Raw genomic sequence first — 20549 nt, 5'->3', positions numbered from 1 at the left:
CCTGATGGAGCGAGGGATTTACCGGGGGATCAGCGCCGGATTCTGGCACTGTGGCCGTTTATCCGCGTGATATAACCGCCTGTCCCTCGCTACGATTCTTCACATTTACCAGGGCATCAGCCCAACTGATGCTCTCACCAGCCATTCGATGAAGCGCGGTTTTTACACCATCATGTCGGCGCAGTTTTTCAGCTCGCTGGCCGACAACGCACTCTTCGTAGCCGCTGTGGAACTCCTGCGCACCGGAGGCGCCCCCGAGTGGCAGCGCGCGGCCCTGGTGCCCATGTTCGCATTGTTCTATGTGGTGCTGGCGCCCTTCGTCGGCGCCTTTGCCGATGCGCTGCCCAAGGGCAAGGTCATGTTTGTCAGCAACGCCATCAAGGTGGCGGGTTGCCTGATGATGCTGTTTGGCTCGCACCCGCTCATGGCCTACGCCGTGGTGGGGCTGGGTGCTGCGGCCTACTCGCCCGCCAAGTACGGCATCCTGACCGAGCTGCTGCCCGCGTCCCAGCTCGTCAAGGCCAACGGCTGGATCGAGGGCCTGACCATTGCATCGATCATCCTGGGTGTGCTGCTGGGCGGCCAGCTGGTGGGGCAGCAGCTGTCGGGCATGCTGCTGGGCTTTGACTTCCCCGTGATCGACACCGGCGTGGACACCCCCGCCGAGGCCGCCATCGCAGCGCTGATCGCTGTCTATGCACTGGCTGCCTGGTTCAACACCCGCATCCCGCACACCGGGGTGGAGATGCGCCCCCTGCGCGCCGACCCGTCACGCAGCGTGGTGGCCAACGCGCTCAACCTGCTGCCCGACTTCTGGGCCTGCAACAGCCGCCTGTGGCGCGACAAGCTGGGCCAGATCTCGCTGGCCACCACCACCCTGTTCTGGGGCGCCGGTGGCAACCTCAAGTTCATCGTGCTGGCCTGGGCCGCCGTGGCCCTGGGCTACAACACCACCCAGGCCTCGGCCCTGACGGGCGTGGTGGCCATCGGCACCGCCGTGGGTGCCGTGGTGGCATCGATGCGCATGCGCCTGGACATGGCCACCCGCGTGATCCCGCTGGGCATTGCGATGGGCTTGCTGCTGATCCTGATGGTGTTCATCAGCAACATCTGGCTGGCCATTCCGTTCCTCATCGTGCTGGGTGGCCTGGGCGGCTACCTGGTGGTGCCCATGAACGCCCTGCTGCAGCACCGGGGCCACAACCTCATGGGCGCGGGCCGGTCGATTGCCGTGCAGAACTTCAACGAGCAGGCCTGCATCCTGGGCCTGGGGGCTTTCTACAGCCTGTCGCTCAAGCTCGGCCTGTCGGTGTTTGGTGCCATCACCACCTTCGGGCTGGTGGTGGCGGGCATCATGTGGGTCATCCGCCGCTGGCACCAGCGCAACTGCGTGAACCACCGCGACGAAGTGAACCATCTGCTGGACATCGCGCGGCACGATACGCACCATTGACTCCCGATTGCGAAGCCCCCCTGTGCGGCTTCGCTGCTTCCCCCGAGGGGGACGCACCCAGTGGCCTGGCAGAGCCAGTTCCACGGGTGCACTGGCGAGGAGCCGCCCCGGCTTTGAGTGCTATGCCATGGCGCCAATTGCTACATAATTTATAGCTATCAGCGCATATTCAACTAGCGCTACCGCCTGTTTTTGCCTTCAATGCACTCTCCACAGCCCTTCGCCGCCCTGCTGTTCAACGCCTTTGTCTGGGGGCTGGCGTGGTGGCCGTTCCAGCACATGCACCAGGCGGGGTTGCACCCCTTGTGGGCCACGGCCTGCATGTATGCGGTGGTGCTGCTGGCGCTGCTGGCCTGGCGCCCCGGCATCCTGCAGCAGGTGCGCGCGCATCCGCAGCTGTGGTTGCTGGCGCTGGCCTCGGGCCTGAACAACGTGGCCTTCAACTGGGCCGTGACCATTGGCGACGTGGTGCGCGTGATCCTGCTGTTCTATCTGATGCCCGCCTGGGCCGTGCTGCTGGCCTGGAAGGTGCTGGGCGAGCGTCCTACCCCTGCGGCGCTGCTGCGCCTGGCGCTGGCTTTCTGCGGCGTGGTGCTGGTGCTGCTGCCCGAGGGCGCACCTGCTTCGCGCCTGCTGCAGAACCTGTCGCTGGCCGACGCTCTGGCGCTGCTGGGCGGTTTCATGTTCGCGCTGACCAACGTCACGCTGCGCCGCCTGCACACCGTGCCGGGGCCCGCGCGCATGTTCTCGATGTTTGGCGGCTGCATGCTCATGGCGCTGGCCGTGGCCAGCATTGGCCTGCAAGTGGGCGTGGTGGAGCCCTTCCCTGCCGTCAATGCCACCTGGGTCGTCACCGGCCTGCTGCTGGCCGGGGTGCTGATGCTGGGCAATTGGGCGCTGCAATTTGGCGCCGCCCGCCTGGCGGCGGGCACCACGGCGCTGGTGATGCTGTCGGAGGTGATGTTTGCCAGCGTGTCGTCGGCCCTGCTGGGCGCGGCCACGCTGAACACGCGCACCGTGCTGGGCGGGGCGCTGATCCTGCTGGCTTCGCTGCTGGCGGCGCTGCAGTTCCGCCGACCGGGTGCTGCGGGCCCTCATTGATGGATTGACCCGCCTGCGCACAGGCCTCTGCAGCTGGGGCTACGATGGCCCGTCATCCCCCACCCGGAGAACCCGCATGTCCACCAGCATCTACGACTTTGAAGCCCTGCAGATGAACGGCCAGGCCGTGCCCCTGTCGCAATACCGGGGCAAGGTATTGCTCATCGTGAACACCGCCAGCGCCTGCGGCTTCACACCCCAGTTCGGCGGGCTGGAAGAACTGCACAAGGAATACGCCGACCAGGGCCTCGTCGTGCTGGGCTTCCCCTGCAACCAGTTCGGCGCCCAGGACCCCGGCAGCAACGACGAGATCGCCAGCTTCTGCCAGCTCAACTACGGCGTGAGCTTTCCGATGATGGCCAAGATCGACGTGAACGGCGCCAACGCCTCGCCCCTGTACCAGTGGCTCACCGCCGAAGCCCCAGGCCTGCTGGGCAGCAAGGCCATCAAGTGGAACTTCACCAAGTTCCTCGTCGGCAAGGACGGCCGCGTGATCCGCCGCTATGCGCCGCAGGACGCGCCGAAGAAGCTGGCGGGGGATATTGCGGCGGCACTGGCGGCCTGAACCCACTGCCCCGGCTCGCGGAGGACGGCACCGCTCTTTGCGCGCGCCATCACAGGCGATGATGAGCTTATCAGCACATATCAGGGTGCTCCGCGCATGCCTGGCGTTACCAATTGATGCGCCATGTAGGCATTTGTGAAAGCTGAATCAAGCAGTTGCCTACAGACGCATTGACGTCAAAACAGCAGAAAACACCGGCGACACTCGGCGTCGTTTCAGAGTGGCAGAGACCACTCGGTCGCATTTTCTGCTGTTTGGGAGGCCCCTCTTCATGTCTGCTTTCGCTGGATGGCGAGCGTGCTTTGCCGCTGCGTCATTTCTTGTCGCCGCCTGCGCTGCTCAAGCCCATGACTTTGTGAACATCCCACCAGCCTTGTGCGTGCCGGTGGACCGCAGCGTGGGTCTGCCTGCCGAGATGGAGCCCTATCGTGCTGCAGTGCGTATATGTGCCATCGCGCAGCAGCCGCCTTCCGTGGCTGCGCCGGTTGCTGCCAAGGTGAACTTGCTCAGCGTGTTCACCGACGACTATTACAAAACCTTGCCCGCTGATGCGGCGTGGCGCGACTTTCCTCTGCCCATGCTCGTTGACGCGACGGGTCGCTGCCTGGGCCGCATCCCGCACCTCTTCCCAGTCGATCCCCCGCAGGAATTGACCATCAGCGCCGGGCGATGGCAGCGCGGTACCCCGCACGAACTGCGCCTAAAGGTGCAGTCCCCTGCCGTGGGCGGTGACTCCACGCTGCCCAGCCTGCACTGGAATCCTCGCAAGGGGACCTACACCCCCAAGAACACCACCCCTTCACAGGACAAGACCTCGTGCCCACAGACGTAGCCGAAACCGCGCAGTCCGTCAGCAAGCTCAAGCAGGCTTGCGATGCTGCCTATGCGCTGTATCCCAACTCATGCAGCCATGCCGTCTGGCATGTGATCAAGCAGTACCTGCCCAACCAGGCTTGGATGAGCGCCAACGCACTGGTCGAACACATGCGCGGGCAGGCGCACTGGAAGATCGTCCCGGCAGGACAGGTGGGCCGTCTGGCGCGCGAAGGTGTGCTGGTGGTGGGCGGCAAATCCGAGGCCACCAACGGGCACGTGATCGTTGTCTACCCTGGGCCAGACACGACGGCGGGCGGCTACAGCTATACCCGCGACGGCAAGGCAGAGACCCTGCGCACGCGGGGCAGTTACGCGCCGGCCATGTCCACCTCGTTGGGCTCGTGGCCAGGTGCCAAAAGCCGGGGGGACAAAACCATCTGGGACCCTTGGGCCAACGACGCCAAATTCGCGCAGGTCACCTTCTGGCAACTGGTGCAATAGCGGACAGGGCCGCTGTGCGGCTCTGCCACTGCCATGGCACCGAGTCTCGTCTTCGGTCTTCTGTGGCGGGATTTGCGCCACCAAGGTGACGCCTCCGCCAGTCGCTATCTGGCTGGCCGCGAAATGTGTCCCGCCGGTAGCAGGCCGCCGCGCCAGTGGCCCTCTGAGGGCCTCCGCGCGGACTGGCGAGGACCTACTGGTCAGTTCCAGGCCGCTCAAAGAGTCATCGTTTCAGCGCGCAAGTTTCCATCACTATTTTTTCAACTCGAAGGGATGTCCATGCTCTTTCACACACGCTTCGCCCCCGTTGGTTTGCTGACCGCCGCCGCACTGCTGCTTGCAGGTTGCGCCGACACGCCGCCCCCGCCGCCGGAGCCCGAAGTGGCTGCCGCGCCCGCCCCTGTACCCCCCGCACCCCCGGCTGAACCCGCGCCCGCACCGGTGCCGGAGGAGCCGCGCCTGCCTGAGGATGGCATGGTGGCCCAGTTCAAAGCCAACCAAGTTAAGCTGTCGCCCGAGACGCAGGCCATCCTGACCCGCCTGGCCGCGACACGCGAGCCCACAGAACGCCTGGAGATTACCGGCTACTGCCACCGCAAAGACGCACCGGTCGATGCCCGTGAGATCGCATTGATGCGTGCCATGGCAGTGCGCAACGCACTGGTCAAGCAAGGCGTGCCCGCCAAGTCCATCCGGGTGAAGTTCAACACCACGCAGGCACTGCATGCGGTGAAGATCACGGCGAAGTAGGCAGGGCATCTCCTCCTCTATCCAAGTGAAGTGGGCTGCAGAACGGCCCGTCAATTGCGCTGCTGTTCCAGATAGCGCACATGACCTTGGACTCGCAGGATGGGACGCGCTCTACTTTCGTGCACCCCGCCCACACCCTGAGACTGCGGCGTTTGGTACTCCATGGCGGCGACGGACCTCCATCGCGCGTTGTGGTGCAGCCCCGTTTCCCTGTCCAGGTACTGCCCCTGCATCCGCAGGTTCTGCTGAAGCTGGACTGTCTGGTTCGCTGACTGCTGTTGCGGCCGCTGAACAGGCCTGCCCGCTTCGTCGTAGCTTTGCCATTCCTCCCTGACCGTACTGCCCCACGTGCTGTACTGCGCTGTCCACACCAAGTGGCCGCTGTTGTCGCTCAGCTCTTCCGGCAGGCCGTTGGGCTGGGTGTGGAAGTAATACACCTGCGCTGCCTGCGCCGTTGGAGTTGCGGTTGCGGCCGTGGTCTTTGCGTCCGCGTTGGCATAGCCATCGGTGGGCCCATCGTTCGCCGCCCCCACGTTGAACCGGTCGCTCCAGCCCGGGTTGGTCGTGGGCACGCTGGCTTGCTTGCCTTGTGCATTGTCTGATCCTCCGCCCAGCGCATGCGCCGCCGCAGCGTGTGGCTCTATGCCGCCACTTCCGTCAATGCGCGCCAGTGGCACGTAGCTGCCCGGCTCGTAGACGTAGGTGCTCGTCTGCGCGCCACGGCTTTCCTGCAGCAGCCGCATTCCGTCCCAGGTGAAGTGCGTGGTGCCAAAGCTGTCGGTCTTGGCGATGCGCCTGCCCAGTGCGTCGTACTGGTAGCTGAAGACCTGGCTTTGTGGCTGGCCGTCTTTGCCCGCCCGCACCACCGCCACCTGGGTCAGCCTGTGCTGGTGGTCGTAGCGGTAGTGCTGCTCCGTGTGGCTACCGATGCGTTTTCTGATCAGCCGACCGAAGCCGTCGTAGTCGTAGCGCTTGTCCTGGAACACCTTGACGCGGTCGTTTTGCACCCAGCCTCGGCCCTGGCTGCTGAGGCTGCTTTCCTCCAGCGCGCTGATGCGGTTGCCTGCCAGGTCGTAGTGGAAGTGTTCGTTGCGCTCGGGATGTGACAGCTAGCCAATTGGTGCTAAGCGGCGTCCAAATCCCTCACCACTTGAGAACGATGTGTCCGATCTAGTTGCTAAGTTGCACACGCCGCTCGCGTCGTTGTCGCTCCACTTCTTGCTTTATCGCTTTAATTGCGTTGCTGTCAATCTTTTGCAGCAGCTGCATCTTTGCTGAGTCATTTGCATTTGGAGGCCAATGCTATATCTCAGCCTTCCGGCTGCGCTTTACTGCATCCAATATTTTAGAAACCGCGTCAAACTGTTTTTTTGAGGCGTACTTCGTCAAATCTTCAAATCTCAAATACTTGCCTTCAAGTGATTTTACTAGTGAAGATTGCACCTCATTACCAAACCTTGTTTTCAAAGAAATGGCTCCAACATAATAATTTCTCACCCTAAAATGAAACTCCACAACCAAATCCGAAGCGGCATCAACAGCATACAAATATTCGAAATCATCGGAAAAATACAAATTGCACTTCGTTAAAGATAGCGTCAGCCTTTTCAAGAGATAACCGATTTTGGTATGTACTCCTTGAAATTTTAGAAAATGGCCATTTAACGCAAAACCACGCCGCACATCAAAAATGACTTCCAACCGAGACCCGGAGAATCGGCTCAAGCTCGGCCGAACGTCATTTTTGACGGTATAAATAATATATGACTCATTTTCAACATCCAGGCATTGCACACCTGGCAAAAACAATTTAGAAGAGTATTCACTAGAAATTTCCTCTACAACCGCTAACATTTTCTCTTTCAGCGACATGGATTCGTACCCGCAGTGTGGTGCTGTCGTGCTATATCTCTAACCTTTGCCATCTCATTAGCACGATTGCCTTTAGGATTATTATCAACTCCCATCTGTGCTATCTTTGAAAGGCGATCTACTTCCTTGGGGTTGTCCAAATGCTTACCGACAGCTTCCTGGACCTTAGCCCACTGTTTGTCATTGAGATTTCGAGTCGCTGCGTCTTCTCGCGTCATCGTTAGTCCAGTACCTTTCTGATTGGGGACGAAGCCCACATGGCCCCCGCCGTTGGGCAGCCCGGGACCGTGAACGTTCACGTGCGCCCCTCTACTAACAGTGTCGTGACCGGCAGTCTGCCCTGACACGTCATAACCCTTAGACGCCCACCCCCAAGGATCAATCCACCCAACAGGGTTGGGCGCATACTGGTGCAGGTTCAATCCGCCCGACAGCCCAATCGGATCCGGCGTCGTAAACGCCCCCAGATCCGCGTCGTAGTACCGGAACGTGTTGTAGTGCAGCCCAGTTTCCCTGTCCAGGTACTGCCCCTGCATCCGCAGGTTCTGCTGAAGCTGGACTGTCTGGTTCGCTGACTGCTGTTGCGGCCGCTGAACAGGCCTGCCCGCTTCGTCGTAGCTTTGCCATTCCTCCCTGACCGTACTGCCCCACGTGCTGTACTGCGCTGTCCACACCAAGTGGCCGCTGTTGTCGCTCAGCTCTTCCGGCAGGCCGTTGGGCTGGGTGTGGAAGTAATACACCTGCGCTGCCTGCGCCGTTGGAGTTGCGGTTGCGGCCGTGGTCTTTGCGTCCGCGTTGGCATAGCCATCGGTGGGCCCATCGTTCGCCGCCCCCACGTTGAACCGGTCGCTCCAGCCCGGGTTGGTCGTGGGCACGCTGGCTTGCTTGCCTTGTGCATTGTCTGATCCTCCGCCCAGCGCATGCGCCGCCGCAGCGTGTGGCTCTATGCCGCCACTTCCGTCAATGCGCGCCAGTGGCACGTAGCTGCCCGGCTCGTAGACGTAGGTGCTCGTCTGCGCGCCACGGCTTTCCTGCAGCAGCCGCATTCCGTCCCAGGTGAAGTGCGTGGTGCCAAAGCTGTCGGTCTTGGCGATGCGCCTGCCCAGTGCGTCGTACTGGTAGCTGAAGACCTGGCTTTGTGGCTGGCCGTCTTTGCCCGCCCGCACCACCGCCACCTGGGTCAGCCTGTGCTGGTGGTCGTAGCGGTAGTGCTGCTCCGTGTGGCTACCGATGCGTTTTCTGATCAGCCGACCGAAGCCGTCGTAGTCGTAGCGCTTGTCCTGGAACACCTTGACGCGGTCGTTTTGCACCCAGCCTCGGCCCTGGCTGCTGAGGCTGCTTTCCTCCAGCGCGCTGATGCGGTTGCCTGCCAGGTCGTAGTGGAAGTGTTCGTTGCGCTCAGGCTGGTTCGACAGCGTCTGCGTGATGCGCCCGCCCTGGTCGTAGCGGTGCAGGGTATGCCCCTGCTGGCTGTGCTCCACGCTGGTGAGTTCTCCGTTCCCGTCGTAGCTGTAGCGTTTGAGCAGCACGTCTTCGGCGTTGTGCCGCTGCTGCAAGCGCTGGCTCCAGTCTGCGCTGTAGGGGCTCCACGGGCCATCGGCACCTGGGTCGGTGCCGATGCCGCGCCCTACCCGCAGCGTGGCTGGCCGCACCCAGGCCGCCGCTTTGCGACCAACGAGGTCGTAGGCAAAACGGCTGGCCAGGCGGCCTTGCGTGCGCAGCACCTCGCGGTGCAGGTCGTCGCGCTCGATGTCGGCCAGGACGGCGCCGTCCAGGTTGATCTGGTGCAGGTGGCCGCTGCCGTAGTACAAGTGGTTCAGCGCGCGCCCGTCCGGCAGCCTGGTGCCGATGCGGTTGCCCAATGCGTCGTATTGGTGGTGCAGCGCGCTGCTGCGCTGCTGACCTTGCACGGCCTGCCCGGCGGTTTCCTGCAGTACCTGGCCCAAAGCGTCGTATTGCCAGGTGTGCTGTGCAATGACTTCGCCCAGAGGCGTGCTGTGTTGCGCCGTCAACAAGTCGCCGGTGGGGCTGTATACATAGTCGATCCGGGCTTGCAGCTCGGGCGGCGCCTGCGTTGCGGCTGCGCCCGCCTGCGCGGCCGCACCGGGTGTGTAGACGTTCTTCTGAACCAGCTGGCCAGCAGCATCGCGCACCAACTGGGTGTGGATGGGCTGCACCTCGGCGTGGCCCGGCACGGCGTCGCCCTGGCCCTGGGGCATGGGGTGTTCGGTCACGCCGACGACTTGGTGGGCTGCATCGTAGTGCAGCACTTGCCGGGTGCCGTCGATGCGGGTCTCGGCCACCAGGCGGTCCACCGCGTCGTAAGCGAACCGGTACGCCTGGCGGTTTTCATTGACCAGCGCCGACAAGCGCCGTGCCGCGTCATACCCCAGCTGGATGTTGCTGGTGAGTGCGCCAACCGCTTTGGACCGCCCAGTCAACTGGCCGCGCTGGTTGTAGCTGTAGCTGGTGGTATGGCCCAGCGCGTCGGTCGCGATCACGCACTGGCCCGCCGCGTCATAGCGGTACTGGTGCTGCGCGCCGTCCGGCAGGGTCAGCTGCAACAGCCGGCCCGCCGGGTCGCGCTCGAAGACGGTGGACTGGCCCAGGGCGTCGATTTCCTGGTGAAGGTGGCCCTGCGCGTCGTACATGTAGCGGGTGGTCTTGCCGCTGCAATCGGTGTAGGCGGTCAGCAGGCCCCTGGCATCCCAGCGCAGCTGCTTGCGCCCGCCGTGGGCATCGGTCACCAGAACGGGCAGGCCTCGGTCGTCGTTCGCGTAGCGGGTCACCTGGCCCAGAGGGTCAGTCTCTGCCACCAGATTGCCGTGGTCGTCGTACTGGTAGCGCCAGGTTCCGCCGCCGGGGTCTTCCGTCGCGACCAGCAGGCTGGCCGGGCCGGGGCTCCAGCGCTGGCGGTGCGTGCGTCCCAGGGCGTCCGTTTCTGCGGTGAGGTTGCCAGCGTCGTCGTAGGTGTACGTGGTGGATCGCCCCAGCGGATCCGTATGGCACAGCAGCTGTTTGGTGGTGCCCCACACCTGCGTGGTGGTGTTGCCCAGAGCGTCCGTGTGGCGGGTGATTTCGTGGTCGGTATTCCAGTGCCACTGCTGACAGCGGCCCAGGCCGTCGGTGACCTGGGTGCTGCCGCTGCCGTCGCCATGCAGGCCGTATTCAAAGGCGTACGCTTCGCCGTCGTCCGTCCAGTGCCGCACCACGCGCGCATGGGGGCCAGGGCGATTGCCGATGCCTTGGGTAAACTCCTGCCATTCGTAGCTGCACAGCAAGCCACCGGGCAGCTGGTGGCTCGCCATGCGGCCATTTGCATAGGTAAACCTGCGCGTCGTCTGCCCTGCGCGGTCTCTCACTTCGGCCAGTTGGCCTGCGGCGTCGTAGCAGTAGTTCACCAGCGCCTGCGCAGCCTCGCCATCGGCGCCCACGCGCAGATGAATCTGCTGAAGCCGGGCAGTGCCCGGAACATACAGAAACTCAAGGAGCCGGCCTGCGCTGTCCGCCACATGGGTGAGCACACCGTGGTCACCGTAGCGCAGCGCGTGGTAGTTGCCGTTGCGGTCCTCGATGCGCTGCAGGTGCAATACGCCCATCGCCGCAGCATCACCCACGCTCCCGGCGGGCGCCTGGCCGAACCATTGGTACATGCCTTCGGCTGTGACGACGACGTAGTCGCCGCCTTCACTGCACAGCACGCCGATTCCTTCGGCAACGCTGAACAAGCCCTGCCCCGGCGCCGGGCGATTGAACTGTATGTCGCGCCCATCCGCGTCGTAGTAGGTGACGGCGGGCCGGCCCTGCGGATCGTGGTCCAGATGCAGCTGAACCGTGTAGGGTGTGCTCCAGCCGCGGCCCAGCGGGCCGTCGCTGCGCTCGTCCAGGCTGTTGTAGATGCGCTGCCACGCCACCGGCAGTACGCCCGGCAGCACGAAGTCCAGGTCGTTTCCATCGGCCAGGAGCTTGGCGCCCGTGGCGATGTGCACAGGGTTGCCCAGAATGGCCGGCACGGTCATGGCCGCTGAGCCTGCGGCTTGCGCAGCCTTCAACATGCATTCCGCGTTTTTGACGAGCGCCTTCGGATCCTTGACCAGCTTCCAGAGACATTTGATGTTCTTCAGGAGATTTCGCGCCTCCGCAATGAATAGTGCCGCCCGCAGCAGTGGATTGACCTCGTCGTCGTAGTCACGCACCGTCTCAGGAGCCCCGCCAATAAAGACGTTGGGCGAGCCTGCATGAATGGTGGCCCCGCACACGACCTTGTCGCCTTTGCGGGCGGCCAGGGCTTCATTGATGACGGTCTGCTTGGGCCCGACCGCCGCGCCCTGTGCGATCAGGTTGACGGGCGTGATGGTGTGCTTGCCGCAAACCACTTCGTCCAGCGGTACCGCGTTGGTGGCCCGCGCAGCGGGAATGCCGTTGACGAACACATCGGGTGAGCCGGACGTGATGGCCCCGGTCACATCCCAGGTTTCCGGGACCAGCCAATCGGCAATTTTTTCTCCAATGGCGCCCCCCGCCATGCTGACAGCGAAGGTGGCCAGCGCTCCGGTCAGCACGACGGCTCCCGCGAGGATCGGCGCCGCCAGCCCGCCTGTAACCACGGTGCCGACCGCCGCAACACCCGCTGTCACCCCCGCCGCGATGGTGCCAGCACACAGCGCACCGAGCGCGGCAGCACCTGCGGCTATGCCCACCACCTTCGCCAGAAGGCGTGCGTTGGCGTTGCTGTGGGCAATGGGGTCGCCCAGTCGGGCCGCTGGTGGAAACTGACTCATGGGCGAAGGAGGTCGTGGAACGAGGGGTGGGGGCGGCTGCCGGGTTACGCCATGGGGTGCTGCGGCGTCAACGAGAGCCGATGTCCGTCGATGTGCGTCGGAGCGGCTCGCGGGACGCGGGCTCGCAACCCGGCGCTGCCAGGTTCAGTGGCGCGGCTGGAAGCTTGCACAGATGGCCAGCCAGGCTTTCTTCTGTGCGTCGGTGATGGGCGCGGCAGACGCCGCCGTGAGCACCAGCACGCTGGCGGCGTCGGGCAGCAGCCACGTGCGTTGCCGCTGGTGGATGACCTGACCGTTCTGCGTGAACTGCTGGGCAAGTTCCACGGCAATGGTGTCGTCCCGGTCGGGAGCCTTCTGCGCGTGTTTTTCCTGGATGGAAAACTTGCTGACCTGAAGTGTCACCGCCTTGATCTGGCGGTCGACGAAGGCGTCGAAGGATTCGCCAGGCTCCAGCCTGTCCCGAGTGATGATCAGGCTCAGATCGAGGCCACTGTGGCCCGTCAGCAGCATGTTCATGCTGTTGTCCCGAAGGCCGTCGGGCAGCGTGAAGCTGCCTTCGTTGAGGTGGAATTGCATGCGAAGGTTCTTTGGTGGTGATGGCAGTCGTACTGGCGAAAAAATCCGCTGCGCAGGGGGTTGATTCAGCAGTTGAGCTGGATAGGCGCCCCGTGAACGTCCAGCAACTCGCTCAGCTTGATCAGGCCGTTCTTGCCCTTGATGACGACTTCGCCTTTGTCGGTGAGCTTGAGCGAAGCGACGCCTTCTCCCTCGCCGATGGTCAGCGTAATGCTCTCGCCCGCCTGCAACCTGATGTGCTTGGCCGCCTTCACCAGCACGGAATCCTTCGTGGCCTGGATGTTCACGTTCTGGTCACCGACGACGGTGGCGGTGTCCTGCTTGGAAGCCAGGGTGATGTTCTGCTGGGCGGTGAGGTTCATGTTGCCAGTCTGGGCTTCCGAAGCGATGTCGCCCTTGGACACGGTGTTGCGCTGACCACCTTCGGACACGTGGGTCAGCATGCCGCTCTTGGCCAGTTGGGTGAGTTGCGCGCCGCTGGACAGCGTGATGTGCTGCTTGGCATGCATGGAGGCGCTCTGCCCGGAGCTGATCACGATGGGCTTGGGGCTGATCATCGAATGCCCTTCGGGGCTCACGATGGAAACCACCGGCTTGCTGATGTCCTTGGACAGCTCTCGTAGCGCCTGTGACTGCGGCATCGCCGGGTCGGTATTCGTGGGCATGAGCGTTTCGGCCCCTGCACCAACCCCACCTCCGTCGCCGGCGAGCGCAGCAATGGCAGCTGCCGCTTTCGACAAGGTGGCCATGGCAGCCTTGCCACCGGTCATCGCGGCGATTCCCGAACTCAGCTCCATCATGTGCGATGTCTTGAGGCCATTGATGGCTTCGATGGCACCGTTCATGGCGGCGACGGCCTCGCCTGCTTCCTCCATCAGCGAAGCCGTGTTGGCCAGGCCTTCACCCAGGCCGTCGAAGCCGTCCGGGTTGTCGTGCGCCAGCTTCTGCTTGAAATCCTGCGTATACGTCGTGATCAGCAGCCCCTTGTCCGCCCGGATGGCACCCCACTCATTGGTGCGCAGCTCAAAGCCATAGCTGCGCTTGGCCTCGGTGCTTTGGTTCATCAGGTAACCCATGTGCAGGTGCGTATTGCCATGGTCGGTGGAGAGCTCGATGTGCTCGATGCCCTTTTGGTCTTCAAACCGCAGCATGTGCTTGCCGCCGCCGCCTTTGCTCCAGTTGGTCTGGAAGCCGGACTGCGTCTTGTGCTTGGGCAGCTCCCACGGTGGCATCTGGTCTGCGTTGTAGACGCGGCCAGTGATGATGGGGTAGTCGGGGTCGCCGTTGAGGAAGTCCACGATGACTTCCTGGCCGATGCGCGGCGTGAAGATGCCGCCGTACTTCATGCCCGCCCACGGGTGCGACACACGGATCCAGCAGCTGGAGTTCTCGTCCATGGAGCCAACGCGGTCCCAGTGGAACTGCACCTTCACACGTCCGTATTTGTCGGTCCAGATTTCCTCACCGGGTGGGCCCACCACCACGGCCGTCTGGGGGCCCTGGCTGCGGGGCTTGGGCGTGACCCGGGGTGGGGTGAACGGCAAACTGGTGGGTTGCGCCTTCAGTACAAACCGTTGAATGGACCCCACCTCATCCTTGGTGGTTTTAGGCGTGGGCTTGGCTACGCTGCTGACCTCAGGGTTCTCCTGAAAATGGTATTGCACCGAGGTGATGAGGTACTGCTGGTTCTGGTCTTCGCGCGGGTAGTTTTCCAGGTTGAAGGTGTAGCCGGGGGTGAGCGCGCGGCAGCTGGATTTACCTTGTACGACGCTTTGGCGAGTCAGGTTCTCCTGCAGGCGCACCTTCACATACGCCTCGCCATCTCCATATTCGGTATAGCCACCGGGCCACTCGTAGATCTCGTGGCTGTCATGCGCGTGGCCCGGGGGATCTTTGCGCATGTTCGACAAATCTGCCTTGGGCTTCTTGAAGTCGTAGTCGTCGTTGTAATGCCGACCCGGTTTGATTTCCTCCGCCAACTCCCACGCATAGACGCTTTCGCGATCAGCGATGGCTGCTTTTTCAGGGGGATAAAAGGGGATTGAGGCTGCGTCTGGCAAAGGGTTGTGCGACGCCACAATGTCGTCCGCCAGCGTGAGCGTGTGTTGTCCTGCTGAATGCTGGTGGTAATAATAAATACCCTCATGCTCCATGAGGCGAGAAACAAACTGGCAATCAGTTTCGTTGTATTGAACGCAATAATCCCAGGCACGATAACTACGCGTCAGCTTTTTATCGAGGGGATAACCATATTTACCCAGAACTTCTTCAATGATTTCTGGAACAGTTTTGTTCTGAAATATTTTGAAATCGCTTTTACGGGTTGCCAGCCAGAGCCAGGGGCTGAGCCGCGCCCGGTAGGAGTACATGCGGTGGTCTTGCCCCTGCATGCCAAACCGGGTGACGATGCCGTCGATATGGCGGGTGCCACCGCCCTCCGTTTCTACAACGATGGTGGCGTTTTTGCCTAACAACGCCTTGGGATCCACACTTTTGCTCTCACTCAGCAAGTCCACGTCCAGGGTGAAGAGTTGGCTGATCTCTTCGATACCCTGGAGTTGCCTGAATTTGAGCTGGTCGCCCAGAGGCGTTTGAATGGTGACGCGACGTTTCATGTGCTGCAGACTGTCCGGCCGATGAGTGCAAAGTGCGGCGGATGATAGCTGCAGGCAGGTATTTTCTTTTGACAGAAGGCGCCGTTAATACGGCGAAATTAACGCAAAAAGTAACTTCGGTTACCAATCAGGAATCTTCAAGACATCTTGCAACAGAAAGAAAATCGGCAAAGGCACCTGTGGTAATGAACAACTCCTGTCCAACTCTTTTTGAAACAAGGCTCATGTCATTTGCAGCAGGCCGCCCATCAGGATCATCGCGAGGCGCTTTGCCACGACATTTCTGCCAAGGATGAGCTCGGCATCGAAAACGATTGGAGGCACGGCATCAGGCCATTGCCGACGGCGCCGCTGGAGGATCACCCCCCTCCACCACTCTCCCCTCCATCTCCCCCTCCACCTTGCGCAGCAAGTCCGCCAGGGTCTTGCCGGGCTCCTGCCGGAACTGCTCGTCCAGCACGGTGATGGAAGAAATGCGGTCGATGCGAAAACCCCGAAAGTCATTGCGCAGCTCGCACCAGGCCGACAGTGTCCAGACCTTGCCCCAGTAAAAGCAGCCCAGCGGGCGCAGGCGGCGCAGGCTGGGGCGGCCGTTGACGTCGGCATAGTCCACCTGCACCACGTGGCGGCTGTGCACTGCCTCGCGCAGGGCTTGCAGGGTGGCCTGGGCGCGCGGGTCCAAACCGACGGGCGGGGCATACAGGGCCTGGGCCTCGGCAGCCACGCGCGCGGCGGGGGGCAGCACGGACAGGATCTTGCCCAGCGCCATCTCCACCTCGCGGGCCAGGCCGGCGTCCAGCCAGGCCTGGGCCAGGCGTGCCGCCGCCACCAGGGCATTGGCTTCGCCCTGGCTGAACATCAGCGGCGGCAGGTCAAAGCCCGCGCCCAGGCGGTAGCCGACACCGGCTTCGCCCTCAATGGGCACGCCCTGGTGCTGGAGGTCCGCCACGTCGCGGTAGATGGTACGGGCCGAGACTTCGAGCCGCTCGGCCAGGAAGGCGGCGGTGGACAGGCGCCGCCCCCGGATGAGCTGGACGATCTGGAACAGGCGGTCAGCGCGGCGCATGACCATGGCCCAGGGGATGGGCTGCCGCCGACCGCTTGGGCCGTATCAGGTCGCAAAACTCAGCCATGGCCTTTGCTCTGCTGCACCAGCGCATCGTCGATCTGGGCAGCGCGCACGAACGCGGGGCGCTGCATGAACGGCTGCGCATACCGCTCGAACGCGGGGCGGCGTTCGATGGTGCCGAACTGCATGCCCCAGATCAGGTGCGCGCCCACGTACAGGTCCACTGCGGTGAAATGGTCGCCGCAGAGGTACGGCCCCTGGCTCACGGCTTGCTCCAGGGTGTTCATCACATCGGCGTAGCTGCCGTAGCCCACCATGGCCGCCCGTTCGGCGGGTGCCAGCAGGTTCAGCGCCTTGGCAGTGGCGGCGCTCTCCAGCGGGCCGGCGCAAAAGAACAGCCAGCGGTAATACGCAGCGCGTGCAGGCGTGCCCACAGGGGGCGCCAACGATTTGTCGGGGAACAGGTCGGCCAGGTAGGCGCAGATGGCCGCCACCTCGGTAACCACCACCTGTCCGTGCCGCAGTGCAGGCACCTTGCCCATGGGGTTGATGGCCAGGTAGTCGGGAGCCTTCATGGTGGTGCCGTATTCAAGCAGCACGGTGTCGTAGGGCACACCACACTCTTCCAGCATCCAGCGCGCGGTACGGCCTCGGGACATGGGATGGGTGTAGAACGTCAGGGCGGCAGAAGATGTGTTCATGGAGGCTCCTGGTTCGTTCAGGTCATGCGCGGGGCGCACTGGGGGCGATGCCGATATGGATGGCCACGCGGTCCGGGCCTTCATACAGCTCGAAATCGGTGCCAAAGCGCCGTGGCACTTGCGGATGGGCCGCAAAGTAGCGCCAGACCTCGCCCCAGGCATCGATCACCATCTGCGGCATTGTGCCGTGGCCGTGGAACACCAGATAGTCGCCCGCCTGCACCGCGATCTGCACAGCCCCTGGCACCGAGGTGACGGGCGGTGGCACGGCCACACCAGCGGTGACATCAAAGGCGCCATGTTCGTCGGATTCGTAGCCGCTGTAGACGCCGAAGATGCGGCCATCCTCACCACGGCCGGGCAGGTTGCGCTCCCAGCTCTGGCTGAAAAAGCGGTCCCAGAGACCTCCAATGCGGGCGGTGGCGGGGTCCATCTCGTCGCGGTTGCGGGTGCGTACTGTCAGTCCAGTGACATGAAACGCGGCAACCGGGGTCAGGGTGGGGGTTGCTGTCATGGTCAAGCTCCTCTCTGTGTCGGGCCCGGCATGGTGCAGCCCGGCTGCTGACAACATGGTGTCAGTAGTGTGTCTGCAGCGTTGCAACAAGCCGTGACACGCGCCGACGCAGACGGAGCCACGCCGCAGGGCCCCATCTCGGCCGACGAGCCGATGACGGAAACCGCTGCCAGCACGCCATGACAAGCGAGGGCAGAGGGAGCGTTGTGCCGCCCCCACTCAGCACGGGCCGGTCAGGCTGCGGCGGCGGAGTCGCCAGGCTCTACGGCGGGAGCAGCAGATACCGCAGCCGCTGCAGCAGCCGCCCGCCGGCGGGCGCGCTCCAGCTGCTGCCCCACCGTGCGGGGCACCATGCCGTACATATCGGCAAAGGCGTCCAGGGTCTGGCCGCTGGCCTCAAAGGCGCGCAGCAAGGCTTCATCCTTGGCGTTGCGGGCCGACCATTCGGCAAAGGCTTCTTCGAGGATGGCGTTGGCGGCTTCGTCGCGGCTCAACACCAGTTGGGTATATGCCTCGCGCGTGAGGCCCGAGGCCTCGAACGCAGCCATCATGCGGTTGCGCAGCTTGGGCAGCAGGTCTTCGGTGGCGCGCGCCTTCTTGCGGCGGTAGACCTCCAGCAGCGCATGGTGCACATGCTCGGGGGCCATGTCTTCCACAGGCTGGCCCTGCAGGTCGTGGCGCTTATCGCCTGCCGCCACGCTTTGCAGATAGCGCGTGGAGCGGGTGTGCAGGCCCAGCGCCACCTTGAGCGCCTCGCGCTCGAACAGCTCCGGGTGGGCCGCCAGGATGTCCTGGAAGATGCCGCGCTTGAGCGGACGGAACACGGCGCCAAACAGGTGGGGGTAGAGCCCTGCCAGCTGCTCCAGCGCGGGGTGCACGCGCTGCGGCGCGCGCGTGCCTGCGCCCGGGCCACCTGCGGGCGCTGCAGCGTCTGCCGCACCGTCGGCGCTTGCACGGCCCTGCGGCGCCTGGCGCCCTTCGGGTTTGCGGCGGTTGCGGCCACCCCGGCGCGAGCCGTCCTGGCGCCGCTGGGGCGCGCCGGCTTCGGCCAACGCAGCAGGTTCAGAGGCCGCCACAGCGACCGCAGCAGCCTCGGTCGGCACAGGCGCTGCCTGGGGAGCGGCAGGCGCTACGGGCGCGACGGGTGCGGTTTGGGGTTGTTCTTGTGCGGACACGGAGTCGGTCATGGCGGTGCAGTTCGGGGGCAAATGAGAGACGACAAAGCCCTCGATCATGCCAGTGTTGGGGGTACAGCAGCCAAACGGCCTTGGCAAGCGAGCTACTTTGCAAGCGGATGGGTGCACCACTGCTGCTCACAGGGAACGCCGTCGCCGTTCCCGTCCATCTTGGTCCCAGGGCAGTTCTGCAGGAAGAACTTGGCCTCGGAGCAAGATGTCATCTGCGAGCAGTATTGGCGACCGTCACAGCGATACAAGGTGGTCAATGTTTGCGCCGGGGCGGCGGGGGCGCGCTGCTGTGGTGCCTCCAGAGCCTGCGCCGCCGCTTCTGAACGGGCCACAGCAGCTCGCTGCGTACGCCGGTCAAAGTGCCAGTAGGCCCCAGCCAGAAGCGCGCAGGCCACCACAAAGACAACGATGCGTGTGGGCAGCCCTCTGGATTCAGGGGACTCGCGGTCGATGTCGCGGCGCGCACGGGGCGGGGCAGCGGTAGGCGAAACCAGGGCGGGCCGGTCACGGCGCACCCGAACCGCCTGCTTCTTGCCATCCTTGTTCAGCGAGATCTCGAAACTCAGCGCTTCATTCAGTTGCGGCCGCAGGCCGTCGCGCGCAAATGCAGAGATGTGCACAAACACATCCTGGCCCGCAGGGGTAGGCGTGATGAAGCCAAAACCCCGGTCATCGTTCCACCGCGTCAGCGTCCCCTCGAAGCGCATGGCCTCCCCTTTCTTGGCTGGTTGGGGCGCCATGGTAGCGGCTGGTCACACGGCCAGCCCCGAGGCTGCGAGGTCACTGCCCCAATAGCGCCTCGTCCAGCACCTCCACCCAGTGCCGCACAGGCGTCTCCGTGCCGCTTTGCAGATGGGTGATGCAGCCGATGTTGGCCGACAGGATCATGTCGGGCGGCTGGTTGCCGAAGGCCTCGCCGAGCACACCCAGCTTGCGGTCGCGCAGCTGGTAGGACAGGTCGGGGTTGAACACCGAATAGGTGCCTGCCGAGCCACAGCACAGGTGGGCATCGTTGCGTGCGGTGCGCAGCTTGAAGCCCAGCTGGTTCAGGTGCGCCTCCACCCCGCCGCGCAGCTTCTGGCCGTGCTGCAGCGTGCAAGGGGGGTGGTAGGCGTACAGGGTGTCAGGCTGGTTGACCCTGCCCTGCAGTTTGGTGGCCAGCTCGGGCAGCATGGCGGGCAGCAGCTCCGACAGGTCGCGCGTTAGGGCGCTGATGCGCTCGGCCTTGGCCGCGTATACCGCATCGTCCTTCAGGATGTGGCCGTATTCCTTGACGGTGACGCCGCAGCCCGAGGCGTTCATGACGATGGCCTCGACCCCACCTGCGTCCACCAGCGGCCACCAGGCGTCGATGTTGGCGCGCATCTCTGCCATGCCGCCAGCCTGGTCGTTGAGGTGGAATTTGACGGCGCCGCAGCAGCCCGCCTTGGATGCGATCACGGTCTGGATGCCTACCGCGTCGAGCACGCGGGCGGTGGCCGTGTTGATGTTCGGCATCATGGCCGGTTGCACGCAGCCCGCCAGCATGAGCACCTTGCGCGCATGCTCACGCGTGGGCCAGGCGCCAGCGGCCTGCAGTGCGGGCACCTTGGCCTTCAGCGCCTCGGGCAGCAGGCCGCGCACCATTTGTCCTGCCTTCATGGCAGGAGCGAACAGCGGCGAAGGCAGGCCCTCCTTCAGCGCCCAACGCAGGGCTTTTTCGCCCACGGGGCGGGGCACTTTTTCATCGACGATCTTGCGACCGATGTCCACCAGGTGGCCGTATTGCACGCCGCTCGGGCAGGTGCTTTCGCAGTTGCGGCAGGTGAGGCACCGGTCCAGGTGCATCTGGGTCTTGCGCGTGGGCTCGGCGCCTTCGAGCACCTGCTTGATGAGGTAGATGCGGCCGCGCGGGCCATCCAGCTCGTCACCCAGCAGCTGGTAGGTGGGGCAGGTGGCGGTACAAAAGCCGCAGTGCACACATTTGCGCAGGATGGATTCGGCCTCCAGGCCATCGGCGCGGGCGCGGTATTCGGGGGAGAGCTGGGTTTGCATGGGGTGCAGCCTGG

At 63.9% G+C, this 20549-nt stretch carries 17 protein-coding genes; 6 read left to right on the top strand and 11 right to left on the bottom strand.

Going from position 1 to position 20549, the window contains the following annotated elements; genetic code table 11:
* Nucleotides 1-148: 148 nt before the first annotated feature.
* From lplT to C8C95_RS10880, 6 genes are all read left to right on the top strand, one after another.
* On the top strand, nucleotides 149-1453 hold the full coding sequence (gene lplT / locus C8C95_RS10905) for a lysophospholipid transporter LplT (RefSeq protein ID WP_056057261.1): 1305 nt from the start codon (nucleotides 149-151) through the stop codon (nucleotides 1451-1453).
* Between the two features lie 201 nt (nucleotides 1454-1654).
* Entirely contained in the window at nucleotides 1655-2554 is a 900-nt protein-coding gene (locus tag C8C95_RS10900; protein ID WP_116748608.1) for a DMT family transporter, read from the top strand.
* Nucleotides 2555-2630: 76 nt separating this feature from the next.
* Nucleotides 2631-3119: a glutathione peroxidase gene (locus tag C8C95_RS10895; RefSeq protein WP_116748607.1), complete on the top strand. Its 489-nt coding sequence runs from the start codon at nucleotides 2631-2633 to the stop codon at nucleotides 3117-3119.
* A gap of 355 nt (nucleotides 3120-3474) precedes the next feature.
* Nucleotides 3475-3951, top strand: a complete 477-nt coding sequence (locus C8C95_RS10890; protein ID WP_165836536.1) for a hypothetical protein — start codon at nucleotides 3475-3477, stop codon at nucleotides 3949-3951.
* Complete coding sequence (locus C8C95_RS10885; RefSeq protein WP_116748605.1) at nucleotides 3936-4436, top strand: hypothetical protein; 501 nt, start codon at nucleotides 3936-3938, stop codon at nucleotides 4434-4436. The genes C8C95_RS10890 and C8C95_RS10885 overlap by 16 nt, the downstream gene beginning before the upstream one ends.
* Before the next feature lie 279 nt (nucleotides 4437-4715).
* The gene (locus tag C8C95_RS10880; RefSeq protein ID WP_133246225.1) at nucleotides 4716-5186 is read left to right on the top strand and encodes an OmpA family protein; all 471 of its coding nucleotides are present in this window, start codon (nucleotides 4716-4718) and stop codon (nucleotides 5184-5186) included.
* A gap of 50 nt (nucleotides 5187-5236) precedes the next feature.
* Here C8C95_RS10880 and C8C95_RS10875 read toward each other — a convergent pair whose 3' ends face one another.
* From C8C95_RS10875 to glcF, 11 genes are all read right to left on the bottom strand, one after another.
* The gene (locus C8C95_RS10875) at nucleotides 5237-6193 is read right to left on the bottom strand and encodes an RHS domain-containing protein (protein ID WP_243415679.1); all 957 of its coding nucleotides are present in this window, start codon (nucleotides 6191-6193) and stop codon (nucleotides 5237-5239) included.
* A 295-nt stretch (nucleotides 6194-6488) separates the two neighbouring features.
* Complete coding sequence (locus C8C95_RS23520) at nucleotides 6489-7058, bottom strand: hypothetical protein (protein WP_133246224.1); 570 nt, start codon at nucleotides 7056-7058, stop codon at nucleotides 6489-6491.
* A complete protein-coding gene (locus tag C8C95_RS10870) occupies nucleotides 7049-11839 on the bottom strand; it encodes an RHS repeat-associated core domain-containing protein (protein ID WP_116748602.1) in 4791 nt (1596 codons plus the stop codon). The genes C8C95_RS23520 and C8C95_RS10870 overlap by 10 nt, the downstream gene beginning before the upstream one ends.
* A 144-nt stretch (nucleotides 11840-11983) precedes the next feature.
* Entirely contained in the window at nucleotides 11984-12415 is a 432-nt protein-coding gene (locus C8C95_RS10865) for a DcrB-related protein (RefSeq protein ID WP_116748601.1), read from the bottom strand.
* Between the two features lie 65 nt (nucleotides 12416-12480).
* The gene (tssI, locus tag C8C95_RS10860) at nucleotides 12481-15030 is read right to left on the bottom strand and encodes a type VI secretion system tip protein TssI/VgrG (RefSeq protein ID WP_116748600.1); all 2550 of its coding nucleotides are present in this window, start codon (nucleotides 15028-15030) and stop codon (nucleotides 12481-12483) included.
* A gap of 328 nt (nucleotides 15031-15358) precedes the next feature.
* Nucleotides 15359-16096, bottom strand: coding sequence for a YafY family protein (locus tag C8C95_RS10855; protein WP_116750245.1), 738 nt, complete (start codon nucleotides 16094-16096; stop codon nucleotides 15359-15361).
* A gap of 59 nt (nucleotides 16097-16155) precedes the next feature.
* Nucleotides 16156-16800 carry a glutathione S-transferase family protein gene (locus C8C95_RS10850; protein WP_116748599.1) on the bottom strand — a complete coding sequence of 215 codons (645 nt, stop codon included), beginning with the start codon at nucleotides 16798-16800 and terminating at the stop codon, nucleotides 16156-16158.
* Nucleotides 16801-16822: 22 nt separating this feature from the next.
* On the bottom strand, nucleotides 16823-17314 hold the full coding sequence (locus C8C95_RS10845) for a GyrI-like domain-containing protein (RefSeq protein ID WP_116748598.1): 492 nt from the start codon (nucleotides 17312-17314) through the stop codon (nucleotides 16823-16825).
* Between the two features lie 233 nt (nucleotides 17315-17547).
* Entirely contained in the window at nucleotides 17548-18501 is a 954-nt protein-coding gene (locus C8C95_RS10840; RefSeq protein WP_233250368.1) for a ProQ/FINO family protein, read from the bottom strand.
* Between the two features lie 92 nt (nucleotides 18502-18593).
* Nucleotides 18594-19208 carry a cold shock domain-containing protein gene (locus C8C95_RS10835; RefSeq protein WP_116750244.1) on the bottom strand — a complete coding sequence of 205 codons (615 nt, stop codon included), beginning with the start codon at nucleotides 19206-19208 and terminating at the stop codon, nucleotides 18594-18596.
* A 73-nt stretch (nucleotides 19209-19281) separates the two neighbouring features.
* A complete protein-coding gene (gene glcF, locus C8C95_RS10830) occupies nucleotides 19282-20535 on the bottom strand; it encodes a glycolate oxidase subunit GlcF (RefSeq protein WP_116748596.1) in 1254 nt (417 codons plus the stop codon).
* Nucleotides 20536-20549: the final 14 nt, after the last annotated feature.

This window comes from Acidovorax sp. 99 (genome assembly GCF_003096455.1).
Taxonomy (GTDB): Bacteria; Pseudomonadota; Gammaproteobacteria; order Burkholderiales; family Burkholderiaceae_C; genus Acidovorax; species Acidovorax delafieldii.
This window is presented reverse-complemented; position numbering and strand designations above follow the sequence as displayed.

What these genes read in the sequence shown, in the direction of transcription:
- C8C95_RS10900 (WP_116748608.1), top strand. Translation starts at nt 1,655, where the DNA reads ATGCACTCTCCACAGCCCTTCGCCGCCCTGCTGTTCAACGCCTTTGTC.
- C8C95_RS10845 (WP_116748598.1), bottom strand. Translation starts at nt 17,314, where the DNA reads ATGACAGCAACCCCCACCCTGACCCCGGTTGCCGCGTTTCATGTCACT.
- glcF (WP_116748596.1), bottom strand. Translation starts at nt 20,535, where the DNA reads ATGCAAACCCAGCTCTCCCCCGAATACCGCGCCCGCGCCGATGGCCTG.
- C8C95_RS23520 (WP_133246224.1), bottom strand. Translation starts at nt 7,058, where the DNA reads ATGTCGCTGAAAGAGAAAATGTTAGCGGTTGTAGAGGAAATTTCTAGT.
- C8C95_RS10850 (WP_116748599.1), bottom strand. Translation starts at nt 16,800, where the DNA reads ATGAACACATCTTCTGCCGCCCTGACGTTCTACACCCATCCCATGTCC.
- tssI (WP_116748600.1), bottom strand. Translation starts at nt 15,030, where the DNA reads ATGAAACGTCGCGTCACCATTCAAACGCCTCTGGGCGACCAGCTCAAA.
- C8C95_RS10840 (WP_233250368.1), bottom strand. Translation starts at nt 18,501, where the DNA reads ATGACCGACTCCGTGTCCGCACAAGAACAACCCCAAACCGCACCCGTC.
- C8C95_RS10835 (WP_116750244.1), bottom strand. Translation starts at nt 19,208, where the DNA reads ATGCGCTTCGAGGGGACGCTGACGCGGTGGAACGATGACCGGGGTTTT.
- C8C95_RS10870 (WP_116748602.1), bottom strand. Translation starts at nt 11,839, where the DNA reads ATGAGTCAGTTTCCACCAGCGGCCCGACTGGGCGACCCCATTGCCCAC.
- C8C95_RS10855 (WP_116750245.1), bottom strand. Translation starts at nt 16,096, where the DNA reads ATGCGCCGCGCTGACCGCCTGTTCCAGATCGTCCAGCTCATCCGGGGG.
- lplT (WP_056057261.1), top strand. Translation starts at nt 149, where the DNA reads ATGAAGCGCGGTTTTTACACCATCATGTCGGCGCAGTTTTTCAGCTCG.
- C8C95_RS10865 (WP_116748601.1), bottom strand. Translation starts at nt 12,415, where the DNA reads ATGCAATTCCACCTCAACGAAGGCAGCTTCACGCTGCCCGACGGCCTT.
- C8C95_RS10880 (WP_133246225.1), top strand. Translation starts at nt 4,716, where the DNA reads ATGCTCTTTCACACACGCTTCGCCCCCGTTGGTTTGCTGACCGCCGCC.
- C8C95_RS10895 (WP_116748607.1), top strand. Translation starts at nt 2,631, where the DNA reads ATGTCCACCAGCATCTACGACTTTGAAGCCCTGCAGATGAACGGCCAG.